Origin of the sequence: Psychrobacillus sp. NPDC058041 (assembly GCF_042885655.1) — a bacterium.
In the GTDB taxonomy this organism is placed as follows: Bacteria; Bacillota; Bacilli; order Bacillales_A; family Planococcaceae; genus Psychrobacillus.
In genome coordinates, this window is the sequence record NZ_JBHVRO010000010.1 from 69,249 (window position 1) to 82,194 (window position 12,946).

The 12,946-nt window shown below is 36.2% G+C and carries 10 protein-coding genes and 1 riboswitch; all 10 genes read right to left on the minus strand.

Features of this window, described 5'->3' with window-relative positions; translation table 11 throughout:
• Positions 1 to 432: 432 nt before the first annotated feature.
• Complete coding sequence (locus tag ACFVR1_RS15315) at positions 433 to 1,650, minus strand: aspartate kinase (protein WP_387585241.1); 1,218 nt, start codon at positions 1,648 to 1,650, stop codon at positions 433 to 435.
• 99 nt (positions 1,651 to 1,749) lie between these two features.
• Positions 1,750 to 1,929, minus strand: a riboswitch (Lysine riboswitch).
• A 40-nt stretch (positions 1,930 to 1,969) separates the two neighbouring features.
• Complete coding sequence (gene uvrC, locus ACFVR1_RS15320) at positions 1,970 to 3,760, minus strand: excinuclease ABC subunit UvrC (RefSeq protein WP_387585243.1); 1,791 nt, start codon at positions 3,758 to 3,760, stop codon at positions 1,970 to 1,972.
• A 241-nt stretch (positions 3,761 to 4,001) separates the two neighbouring features.
• Positions 4,002 to 4,343 (minus strand): thioredoxin, encoded by a 342-nt coding sequence (gene trxA / locus ACFVR1_RS15325; RefSeq protein WP_387585368.1) that lies wholly within the window; start codon positions 4,341 to 4,343, stop codon positions 4,002 to 4,004.
• Positions 4,344 to 4,433: 90 nt separating this feature from the next.
• Complete coding sequence (locus tag ACFVR1_RS15330) at positions 4,434 to 5,411, minus strand: electron transfer flavoprotein subunit alpha/FixB family protein (RefSeq protein ID WP_387585245.1); 978 nt, start codon at positions 5,409 to 5,411, stop codon at positions 4,434 to 4,436.
• 108 nt (positions 5,412 to 5,519) lie between these two features.
• Positions 5,520 to 6,293, minus strand: coding sequence for an electron transfer flavoprotein subunit beta/FixA family protein (locus ACFVR1_RS15335; protein WP_387585246.1), 774 nt, complete (start codon positions 6,291 to 6,293; stop codon positions 5,520 to 5,522).
• Positions 6,294 to 6,321: 28 nt separating this feature from the next.
• Positions 6,322 to 7,095: an enoyl-CoA hydratase gene (locus tag ACFVR1_RS15340; protein ID WP_387585248.1), complete on the minus strand. Its 774-nt coding sequence runs from the start codon at positions 7,093 to 7,095 to the stop codon at positions 6,322 to 6,324.
• An 18-nt stretch (positions 7,096 to 7,113) separates the two neighbouring features.
• The gene (locus tag ACFVR1_RS15345; protein ID WP_387585249.1) at positions 7,114 to 7,695 is read right to left on the minus strand and encodes a fatty acid metabolism transcriptional regulator FadR; all 582 of its coding nucleotides are present in this window, start codon (positions 7,693 to 7,695) and stop codon (positions 7,114 to 7,116) included.
• Between the two features lie 86 nt (positions 7,696 to 7,781).
• Positions 7,782 to 9,476 carry a long-chain-fatty-acid--CoA ligase gene (locus ACFVR1_RS15350; RefSeq protein ID WP_387585250.1) on the minus strand — a complete coding sequence of 565 codons (1,695 nt, stop codon included), beginning with the start codon at positions 9,474 to 9,476 and terminating at the stop codon, positions 7,782 to 7,784.
• 625 nt (positions 9,477 to 10,101) lie between these two features.
• The gene (locus ACFVR1_RS15355; RefSeq protein ID WP_387585252.1) at positions 10,102 to 10,515 is read right to left on the minus strand and encodes a DUF350 domain-containing protein; all 414 of its coding nucleotides are present in this window, start codon (positions 10,513 to 10,515) and stop codon (positions 10,102 to 10,104) included.
• A gap of 67 nt (positions 10,516 to 10,582) precedes the next feature.
• Positions 10,583 to 12,946 carry an endonuclease MutS2 gene (locus ACFVR1_RS15360; protein WP_387585253.1) on the minus strand — a complete coding sequence of 788 codons (2,364 nt, stop codon included), beginning with the start codon at positions 12,944 to 12,946 and terminating at the stop codon, positions 10,583 to 10,585.

The following is a 12,946-nucleotide window of genomic DNA, read 5'->3' on the forward strand; positions in this document are numbered from 1 at the left end:
ACTACTATAATAAACGATACTTCCTATTTTTCTCTAAGTCTATATGACATTTAAATCCTATGATCATTAGTTTGAGAACTACTTGTTATGTAATACCCACTTTATGGATTGTAGTGTAAGGTGGCGACTCTGGCGGGATGAGTGAGACAGATGAAACATCACAACGAACGCGCAAGCGGCGGTGATGGTTCATCGCTCACCCCGCAGAAAGCGTCCACCTGAAACGGAAATCCGCTGTATTATTTAATTCTTTAAAGTACTATGAACACAGGTTTCGCTGGGCAATACTGCATTTACTTCTTTCAAAAAAAGGATCTGGAAGCGAAGTAGTCGCTTCCAGATCCTCTTTAATAGTCTTCGTTAAAAGTGTAACTTATGTCTAGTTCAAATCACTCGACCAGTTGCACTTAAAGTGTACCTGCGCTTTTCTAATTAAACAATAGCTAACCCGAACTCATCATGCAAAGCATTTGCAGCTTGTATCATTTCGTTTTGAGGTACGACAACAGAGACTTTTATTTCCGATGTGCTTACCATTTTCACTGGAATATTCTCTTTTCTAAGGCGATCAAACATCTGTGCTGCAACACCAGGATTAGAAACCATTCCCGAACCAACAATGGACACTTTTGCAAGCCCAACTTCAAAATCTGCAAAAGTGAATCCTAGCACTTGTTTATTGGATTCCAAAACGGTTATTGCTTCCGCTAACGATTCTTTTTTTATTGAGAAAGAAACAGCAGGCTTTACGTGATCAACAATTGATTGAACAATAATATCCACATTTATATGATTTGCTGCAAGGGTAGTAAATATAGATGCCAATGAACCATTAAATGGAACATCATATTCTATTGTTAAACGTACAATATCAGATTCAAACGCTACCCCACGAACAACTAAGTTATTTTCCACATCTACTTCCTCCTTTAAAATGGTTCCCTCTTCTTCGTTATAGCTTGAGCGTACTCGTAAAGGGATTTTATAATTTTTAGCAAACTCTACTGCTCTCGGATGTAAAACACCTGCCCCTAAATTAGCTAATTCAAGCATTTCATCGTACTCTAATTGCGTTAACTTTCTAGCATTTGAAACAAACCTAGGGTCAGAAGTAAATACACCATCTACGTCTGTATATATATCACAAATGTCTGCTTCAATAGAAGCAGCAATAGCTACAGCAGTTGTATCAGAGCCGCCTCTACCTAGAGTAGTAACTTCTCCATATTCGGACACACCTTGAAAGCCTGCAACGACCACCACTTTATTATCAGAAAGCAGGTTCAAAATTTTAGATGCCTCTAACTTAACTACTTTTGCATTCCTATGTACTTCATCTGTCTGTAAACCTGCCTGCCAACCGGTTAAAGAAATAGAATCTATACCTATTGAATTTAATTTTATTGAAAGCAAAGACATGGTTACTTGCTCTCCTGTGGATAGTAGCATATCCATTTCCCTTTTATTTGGTGATTCAGACAATTCATAAGCTAAACCAACTAAATCATCTGTAACCTTACCCATAGCGGATACAACAACTACAATATCATGCCCTTTTTCTTTCTCACGTTTTATGCGCTCTGCAATATTTGCAATTTTTTCGGTTGTTGCAACCGACGTTCCACCAAACTTCATTACAATTTTGCTCATGAACATCTTCTCCCTAATTTCAATGATAAGCTAAAGATAAAAAAATGCTTTTCACATATTGTGAAAAGCATTGTCTCATACACGGTCAAAAAATTGTCCATGTGAGATAGCCCTCCAGAATACTTCATTCTGACAATTCTACATTTATTAAATGCAGAACCAACATAAGAAAAGGAAAAGCTTTTCTATGTTTCGGCGAATGATCCTTTCCTCAACGATTACAGGATCTTTTCATCCTCCCGTTAAGTACTCTTATCAGTTCGCACCTCTATCTTCACTTGTTAAGTGAATATTAAATTGTTTCAACCATACCACAACATTATTCAGAAGACAATGAACTTTTCTGAAAATGATTAACCATTATGTCTGCTAACTTCTCTGGAAGTCCAGCGTCTATAAATTCCTCTTTAGTAGCTACTTGCATTTTTTTCAACGAACCGAAATGTTTTAATAATAACGTCTTTCGCTTTGGTCCTATACCTTCAATACCATCTAAGGAAGATGCAATAGTATGTTTCCCTCGTTGTTGACGATGAAAGGTGATCGCAAAACGATGCACTTCATCTTGAATTCGTTGTAATAAATAAAACGCTTCACTTGTACGTTTCATAGGGATAATATCCATCGGATCACCAAATAATAGCTGAGAAGTTTGATGCTTACCATCTTTTGCAAGCCCAGCAATAGGTATTTCTAACCCAAGTTCATCTTCGACAATTTCTCTGGCAGCTTCTATCTGTCCTTTTCCACCATCAATTATTATTAAATCTGGCAGTGGTAAGTTTTCCTTTAAAACACGGGTATATCTTCTCCGAACTACCTCACGCATTGCACCATAATCATCATGTTTAGCAGCAGTTTTCGTTTTATATTTTCGGTAGTCTTTTTTATAAGCCTTTCCATCGACGAAAACTACCATAGCCGAAACTGCATCCGTGCCGTGAATATGGGAATTATCAAACGATTCTATTCGATTTGGTGTAGCAATCCCCATAAGTTCCCCTAATTCTTGAACAGCTCCAATTGTTCTTTCTTCTTGTCGCTCGATAAGATGAAACTTTTCCTTTAGGGCTAATATTGCATTTTTTTCGGCAAGGTCGACCAAATTCTTTTTTGTCCCTTTTTGAGGAATAATTACTTTCATCTCTAAAAGTTCCGTTGCCAAATGCAAATCTGTATTACTTGGCACGAAAATTTCTTTCGGCTTAATATGTTCCACTTTTGCATAAAACTGCCCTAAAAACGTAAGAAACTCTTCCTCCGGATCTCGATAGATCGGAAATAAAGACACATCTCGTTCTATTAACTTTCCTTGACGAATGAAAAAAACTTGGACACACATCCAACCTTTGTCTACTGAATATCCAAATACATCGCGACTTGTAAAATCATTCATCGTCATTTTTTGCTTTTCCATCACCAGTTCGATATGAGAGATCTGATCTCGATATTCTTTGGCACGCTCAAATTCTAAGCTTTCAGCCGCTACATGCATTTTTTCCGTTAACTCTTTTTTAACTTGTAAGTGCCCGCCATTTAAAAAACTAGTAATTTCTTGAATTATTTCAGTGTAAACGGAATCCTCGATTTGTTTCACACAGGGAGCTAAGCATTGCCCCATATGATAATATAAACAAACTCTGTTCGGCAACTTTTGACATTTTCGTAAAGGATATAATCGATCAAGTAGTTTTTTCGTTTCATGAGCTGCATGAGAATTAGGATAGGGCCCGAAATATTTACCCTTATCTTTTTTTACTTGTCTAGTAATAATAAGTTTAGGATTTTTCTCGGCTGTAATTTTAATGTATGGATACGTTTTATCGTCTTTTAGCATAATATTGTACTTCGGATCATGTTTTTTTATAAGGTGAAGTTCAAGTATCAATGCTTCTAACTCTGACGATGTAACAATATATTCGAAGTCAACTATTTCTTGGACAAGTCTTTGTGTTTTTCCATCGTGAGAACCAGTAAAATATGATCGTACACGATTTTTTAATATTTTCGCTTTCCCAACATAAATTATTGTTCCTTGTCGGTCTTTCATTAAATAACATCCCGGCTGATCCGGTAGGATTGCACATTTTTGTTGAATTAAATCATTCATAATATCACCTATTATCAAATTAGCCTTGGTTTATTTGCGTCCAGATTTTGCACCTAGCTTGCTAGGTGAACTCCTTCCAAAATCTGTGACATCCGTCGGAGGCTTTAACTTTATTAAGCCAAGGAATCACCCCTGCTGAATTGTGTAAATGCTTCATATTAATCTAACCTCTTATAGAAGTGGATGACTTTGACTGAATTAAGTTAAAAAAACCGGGCACCATTTAGGACCCGGTTTATTATTATGCGTTTTTCTCTACAAATTGAACTAAAGCTTCTTTAGGTTGGAAACCAACTGCTTTGTCTACTGGTTGACCATCTTTAAATAATACTAAAGTTGGGATAGACATAATACCGAATTGACTTGCAGTTGCTTGGTTTTCATCAACATCTACTTTTACTATCTTTATTTTATCGCTCATTTCAGCATCCATTTCTTCTAATACAGGAGCAATCATTTTACATGGGCCACACCATGTTGCCCAAAAATCTACTAATACTAAACCTTCTTCTATTTCTTGATTAAATGTTTGATCTGTTCCGTGAACAATTGCCATTTTAAAATTCCTCCTTAGTCTAACTATGTTTTGATTATATCAGACTAAAATAACTACTTCTACATTTTAGCTTGAAAGAAAAGAACTTGGCTCTTTTTAATAGAGCCAAGTATCTTATTAAGCATTTACTTGAAGTTTTTTAAATTCTTCAGTAAGCATAGGAATTACTTCAAACAAGTCTCCAACAATACCGTAATCAGCTACTTTAAAGATGTTTGCTTCTGGATCTTTATTGATAGCTACGATTATTTTCGAGTTTGACATTCCTGCCAAATGTTGGATAGCACCTGATATTCCAGCTGCAATATAAAGATCTGGCGTTACTACTTTACCAGTTTGACCGATTTGTAAAGAATAATCACAGTAATCTGCGTCACACGCCCCACGTGATGCCCCAACTGCTCCACCAAGTACTTTGGCAAGCTCTTTTAAAGGCTCGAAACCTTCTTCACTCTTCACTCCACGTCCACCTGCAATTACTACTTTTGCTTCTGATAAATCAACACCTTCAGAAGATTTACGAACTACTTCTTTAATGATTGTACGTAAGTTTGTTATATCAACAGTTAATGAAGTAACATCCGCTGATTTGCTTTCATCTTTTGTAAGAGGTGCAATATTATTTGGACGGATTGTAATAAATTCCATTCCATCTTTCACTTTTACTTTCTCAAAAGCCTTACCTGAGTAAATCGGGCGAATATATATAGCAGCATCGCCTTCACCCTCAATGGAAGTAACATCGGATACTAAACCAACTTGCAATTTACTAGCAACTTTTGGCGATAAATCTTTACCAAGTGCAGTATGTCCAAATACAATTGCTTCTGGTTTTTCTTGATCAATTACAGCAAGTAGCGCTTGTCCGTATCCATCAGAAGTGTATTGTTTTAAATGTGGATGTTCTACAGTGATAACTCGGTCTGCACCATATTTTCCTAATCCGCCTGCTAAATCCTTCACTGAATCTCCTAAAAGAACACTAACTACTTCACCGCCACTAGATATTTGTTTTGCAGCAGCAATTGCTTCGTATGAAACATTACGTAGAGCACCTTCACGTGCTTCTCCTAATACTAATACTTTTTTAGACATGTTAATTTCCTCCCATTTTGAATGTAACTTTAATTAGAATCAATTACGCCATAGCGACCCGGCATTCATCCCTCCATTTTTGATCTGGGGGCTTCTGCACTAGAAAATTTAAATCACTTTTGCTTCTGAATGAAGTAAATGAACTAATTCTTTTACTTGGTCAGCTAAATCTCCTTCTAATACTTTACCTGCTTCTTTTTTAGGAGGTAAATAAATCTCAATTGTTTCTGTTTTTGCTTCTACATCATCTTCATCAATATCTAAGTCATCTAGTTCTACTTCTTCTAGAGGTTTTTTCTTAGCTTTCATAATTCCAGGTAAAGAAGGATAGCGTGGCTCGTTTAAACCTTGTTGAGCAGTAACTAACAATGGTAATGATGTTTCTAGAATTTCTGTATCCCCTTCTACATCACGTTTAATCGTCACATTAGTTCCATTGATTTCAAGGCTTGTAATTGTTGTTACATAATTAATACCTAATAATTCTGCTACACGTGGTCCAACTTGACCTGAACCACCATCAATCGCAACGTTACCAGCTAAAATTAAATCTGCATCTTTATCCTTTAAATATTCAGAAATGATTTGAGCAGCAGTAAATTGATCTACTTCTTCTAAATCATCTTCTGTATTAATAAGAACAGCTTTATCAGCACCCATTGCTAATGCTGTACGTAATTGTTTTTCCGCGTCTTCACCGCCCATTGTTAAAACGGTTACTTCTCCACCATGAGCATCTCGGACTTGAATTGCTTCTTCAATCGCATACTCATCATAAGGGTTAATGATAAATTCTGCTCCGTCTTCTTGGATTTTACCGCCACTTACTACTATTTTTTCCTCTGTATCGAATGTACGTTTTACTAATACAAAAATATTCATCTAGAATTCCTCCCAATGCATTATATTATTATTTCCCTTTAAAAACGGGATCTCTTTTCTCTAAAAATGCTGATATTCCTTCTTTAGCGTCTTCCGAAACGAAAACCGTTCCAAAAGCATTCGCTTCTGCTTTAACTCCGTCATGATACGAGGCAGGTTTAACGAACTGAAGCATCTCAAGTGCTGCCTTAACAGCAACCGGGCTCTTCTTCGCAATTTTTTTTGCTAGTTCCTGCGCACGTTCAAACAACTCTTCTTCTGGATATGCATGATTAGCTAGACCGAATGCGGCAGCATCTATCCCGCTTATAGGATCACTTGTTAAAAGCATTTCAGCTGCTTTAGCTAAACCAACGTAACGAGGCAAACGCTGGGTTCCAGCAAAACCAGGTATTAATCCTAATTGTAATTCCGGAAGACCAAGTTTAGCATTTTCAGCAACAAGTCGGATATGACAGCTCATCGCTAATTCAAGTCCGCCCCCTAGTGCTGCTCCATGAATCGCAGCTATCACCGGTTTTGAAAACGTTTCCAATCTTTCGAAAATAGATTGCCCACTAGCAGATAGCTCGGAGAATTCTGCCCCAGTAGAAATAGAAGTAAATTCTTTAATATCTGCTCCCGCAGAAAAGAATCTTCCTTCACCTTTCAATAAAATAACTCGTACGGATTCATCTTTTTCAACAGCATTTAGCATATCATTTATTTCTAAAATAACCCCTCGTGCCAATGCATTTGCTGGCGGACGATTAATTGTAGCAGTTGCTACTCCATCCTCAATAGTCCATGATAAAAACTCCATTTGTTCACTTCCCCTTTGCTAAGCTTTGATACCTTTTAACAATAGACGATGTACTTTTCCTGCAAGGTCTACTAAGTCATATTTATGCTCATTCATAACCCAGCTTGTAGTCGTCTCATCAATTGTACCAAAAACCATCTGTCTTGCTAAGCGAATATCGATGGATTGATCAAATTCTCCATTTTCAATCCCCTCTTTTAATATAGCATCTAACCAAATCAAGTAAGTCTTTAATATTGAATTAATCTTTTGTCTTAATACTAAATTCGATTGTCGTAGCTCTAATTGAGTAACAGTAGCTAGATGATGATTGCTAGCAAGAACACTAAAATGGTTCTCAATCATTTTGAACAACTTCATAGATGCGCTAATATCTTCTTTGACAATTTCATTTAAATTTTCAGCAAACATCTCCATTTTTTCCTCAAAAACGGAGATTAATATATCTTCTTTGTTTTTAAAATACAAATAGATTGTTCCATCAGCTACGCCAGCTTGCTTTGCTATTTTAGAAACTTGTGATTGATGGTAACCATTTTCTGCTATAACAATGATTGCAGCGTCGATAATTTGCTTATATTTAGGTTTATCTTTCTTCAATGAATACACCACCAAAATAAAAATATGAATGATTATTCATTCATATTTTTATATTATATTTAATTTTTTATTATGTCAATCATCATTTAACTGTTAACTATTTGTTTTAACTTTACTTTTTCTTCTTCTATTAAAGTTCTTCTTAAAATTTTTCCTACCGCTGTTTTTGGTAGTTCTGTTCTAAATTCATAGATTCGAGGAACCTTAAAGGCAGCTAGATTTTCTCGGCAAAATATGTTTAATTCTTCTTCTGTAATATTTGCCCCTTCTTTGATGACAACATAAGCTTTCACAGTTTCACCACGATATGGATCTGGAACTCCTGCAACTACACATTCTTGAACGGCTGGATGTTCATATAGAACTTCTTCTACATCTCTAGGATAAATATTATATCCTCCAGCAATAATCATATCTTTTTTACGATCAACCACAAAGAAGAAACCGTTTTCATCCATATACCCCAAATCGCCTGTTAGCAACCATCCGTCGCGCATAGTCATTTCAGTATCTTCAGGCCTATTCCAGTAGCCTTTCATTACTTGTGGTCCTTTTACTGCAATCTCTCCTATTTCTCCAGGAGGTAATGGCACGGAAGAATCAATTCCAAAAATAGCAGAGTCGGTATCTGGCCATGGTATTCCTACAGAACCTTTGACTCTTTCATTACTATAAATTAAATTTGAATGAGTAACGGGCGAGGTCTCTGTTAGTCCATAACCCTCTACTAATTTACCACCAGTTACTTTCTCAAACTTTTCTTGCACTTCTAATGGTAATGCAGCTGAACCACTTAGACAAGCAACTATTGAAGATAAATCGTACTTTTGAACATCTGGATGGTTCAAGATTGCAATATAAATAGTTGGAGCACCTGGAAACAAAGTGGGTTTTTGTTTATCAATCGTTTTAAGGGCAGTTTCTACATCAAACTTAGGTAATAATATCATTCTATTTCCTAACATTACAGATAGGATTAATACAGTAGTCATCCCATATACATGAAAGAATGGTAGTATACCTAATATACTCTCTTCCCCTTCTTTACATTTGTATAGCCATGCATTACACATGGATGCATTAGAGATTAGATTTTTATGTGTTAACATTACACCTTTTGGAAATCCTGTTGTCCCACCTGTGTACTGAAGAAGTGCAATATCATCTTCAAAATCAAATGTTAGATTAATAGAATCCGCTTTTGCAACTTTCATTATTTCAGGAAATAAATGATTCATTCCTCTATGTTCTACTTTCACACTAAATCCATATTGCTTCTTCTGTATGAAAGGATATATCTTGTTTTTTGGAAAAGGTAAATAATCTTTTATCCCAGTGATAATAATGTTCTCTAATTCTGTCTCTTTTAAAATTTTTGAGATTCTTGGAAAAAGGATATCTAATGCTAAAATTACTTTCGCACCAGAATCTTTCATTTGATAAGAAATTTCTCTTTCAGTATACAATGGATTTGTTTGAACCACAATTGCTCCAGCGTATAACGCCCCGTAGTAACCTATCACTCCTTGTGGACAATTCGGCAACATAATTGCTACCCGGTCACCTTTTTGCACTCCTAGCGTTCGTAAGTAATTTGCAAATTTCAACGATGATTCATACAGTTCTTCGTAAGTTAGATCTTTACCCATGAAATGTATCGCAATTTTGGAAGGAAACTTATTATACGCCCTAGTTAAGTATTCTTGAACGGGTATATGTTCATAGTTGAGCGTATGTGGTATCTCTGGTGGATAATTGGAAAGCCACTGTTTTTCTGTCATTTTTAAAACCCCCTCTATAATATAATTGTATGAATATTCCTATTATTTATTATAAATAAAAATGAATGACAATTCAATTTATTCGAGAGCCTTATTCTGTAATTGTTTTGGTACCATTGCAGTACACTACTTGATAAAGACATAGAAGAAAAAGATGCTAGACTCGTGAGGAAGAACGGACTAACGAGACCCCGCACGAAACGAAAAATACGAAGGAAGGCTAAGGGCGCCTCGCCCTGAGGCGACGCCTTCACGACCAACATCGTGTTGGCCTAGGAGGCTCGTCGCTCGCCCGCGGAAAGCGATTGCCAGGCGCTAAATCTTTAGAGGAACGTCTTTGTTACGATTATTTTCAGTGCCCTCAAGCGAAAACATTTGGAGGCTAGGTACGTCCACGGAAAACGAGTTTCTTTTTCCTACTCACCTTTCTTACTTTACATTTTGAAAGAAAAAGACTGTAGGCAACTTCGATTTTTGTCGAGGATGTCTACAGTCTGAGAATTGTATCTTACTAATTCACTCAATACTATTATTTAATTCATTACTATATATACTATTCCAACTAGTACAAAACATATACCTACAGCAATTAATACTTTCGATAATTTTTCCATTGTTATCTCTCCTAAGAAATACTTGCTCCAATGACAAATGACAAACCTACTGAAATTATAAGAGAAATAAACCCTACCGAACGATTATCTTCTTCAATCTCTTTGTCCACATGAAAACTTGGCGTTAAAAACTCAAATAACCAATACGCAAGAATTAGTAATGTGAAACCAAAAAGTCCCCAACCTATCATTTCAAATAATGAATTATGTTGTTCAATAGAATAGCGGAATATATTACAGACACCGAAAATTTTTCCCCCAGTTGCCATTGCTACTGCAACATTCCCCTTTTTTATCTCTTCCCAGTTTTTGTATTTTGTAACGATTTCGAACAAAACCATGGAAACAATTAAACATAAAACCACAACGCTAAAATAACCAGCAGAATCTACTAATGGGTTTGACCAAAAACTAGAAAGTACCATGTTAAAAACCCCTTTAAACTTTTCTTACTCTACGTTCTAACAAATAAAAAGTTTCAAAACTCGACTGTTATTTTAATTCAACAACAGTTACCCCGTGCCCACCTTCTCCGGCTTCTCCATATCGATAACTTTTAACGCGAGAATGATTTTTCAAATATTGTTGAATGGCTTGTCTTAAAACACCAGTACCTTTACCATGAATAATAGACACGCGAGGATAGTTTGAAAGTATAGCATCATCTAAATACTTTTCTGTTCGAATAATTGCGTCCTCATACCGCTCTCCACGAAGATCAAGTTCTAACTTCACATGGGAATCTCTCCCACGAACCGAATTTACAGATACCGTTTGTTTTTGCTTTTCCGGTTTAATAAATTCTAAGTCTGCTTCGTCTAATTTCATTTTTAACATACCGATTTGAACAGACCATTCTGATTTCGATAGCTTTTGCAGTAAAGTTCCTTTTTGACCAAAGCTTATCACCTTTACTTCGTCTCCAACTTTCAGTTCTTTTGAGACCTCGTTAAGCTTCTTTTGTTTTTTCAATACAGGATTATTCGGCAATGCTTCATCCAAGCGTTTTTTTACATCTATAAGCTCATGTTCTTTTATAAATTGATGTGTATTCGTTTGCATTTTACGTAACTCACGAATAATTTCATCTGCTTCACGTCTAGCATCTTCTACTATTTTCTTGGCTTTTTCTTTTGCTTTTTGCTCTAATTGTTCTTTCTTTTGGTCTAATTGTGCAAGTTTTTGCTCTAGTTCTTCTTTTACTAATCGCGCTTCCTCTAACTTATCTTCAGTTTCTTCTGCATCTTTCTCAGCTTGTCTTCTACTTTCTTCTAACGAGGCAATCATCGAATTGACTTCTCCTCTGTCCGTTCCTGTAAATGACTGTGCTTGTGCAATAATATTTGATGGCAGTCCAAGTCTCTCAGAGATTTCAAACGCATTACTACGCCCAGGTACTCCTATTAATAACTTATAAGTCGGACTTAATGTTTCAATATCAAATTCCACACTTGCATTCGCAACACCTGGACGATTATACCCATATGCTTTTAGTTCCGGGTAATGAGTAGTTGCCATTACTCGTGCACCTGTACCATGAACTGCATCCAAGATGGAGATTGCAAGAGCAGCTCCTTCTTGAGGATCTGTTCCAGCTCCAAGCTCATCAAATAAGATTAATGATTTATCGTCATACTTTTTTAGAATATCTACAATATTTACCATATGGGAAGAGAATGTACTTAAGCTTTGCTCAATAGATTGTTCATCGCCAATATCAGCAAATACCGTTTCAAATAACGAAACCTCGGAACCATCTAAAGCAGGAATTGGAATTCCACTTTGTGCCATTAATGTACACAGTCCTACTGTTTTAAGTGTTACTGTTTTACCACCTGTATTAGGACCTGTAATAACGATGGCAGTAATATCTTTCCCAAATTCAATCGTATTTGGCACAGCTGTTTCTATTGGAATTAGCGGGTGTCTCGCTTTAACTAAACGAATATATCCATCATTATTAATTTGAGGCATTGTGCATTTTTCTGCTTGTCCATACTTCGCCTTTGCTAAAATAACATCTATTTCCCCTAAAATGCCGACTAATAAGAAAATTTCATGTCCAACTACTTCTACTTCAGCAGTTAGTTTTATTAAAATACGTTCAATCTCCTCTTGTTCCTTTACCTTTAACCCACGTATATCATTATTTAGCTGAACAACTGCGGATGGTTCGATAAATAAGGTTTGTCCAGAAGAAGATTGATCATGGATGATTCCGCCATAATGACTTCGGTATTCGGACTTAACTGGAATTACATACCGATCATTACGAATCGTAATAATGGAGTCAGAAAGCATTTTGGATGCATTTGCACCTCTTGTATAGCTTTCTAGTTTTTCACGTACTCGACCTACCTGCATTCTGAGTTGTTGACGAATCGACCGTAGAGTACTACTTGCACTGTCTAAGACAGTTCCGTTTTCATCAATACAATTATTTATTTCATGTTCTAGAGCGGTAAGAATTGGTATTGCATCTTTTTTCTCTAGGAAATGTGGAATTTTAACGTCCTCAGAATCTGCAACATTCTCAAGAAATTGACGTAAGATTTTACTCGATCGAATTGTACTAGCTGTTTCCATTAATTCAACTGGGCTTAACATTCCACCAATCTGCGCTCGTTTTGCATGCGGTCGTATATCTGTAATGCCACCCATCGGAACATTTCCTCTAATTCGAAGAACTGTTAAACCTTCGTCCATCTCTTCTAAAAGTTTTGTCACTTCTGCGAAATCTACAGAGGGGACAAGTTTATCTATATGATTTTTTCCAACAGAAGAAGTACAATACTTCGCAACTTCTTCCCGAATTTTAAAGTATTCTAATGTTTTCAGTGCTCTTTCAGCTATCAA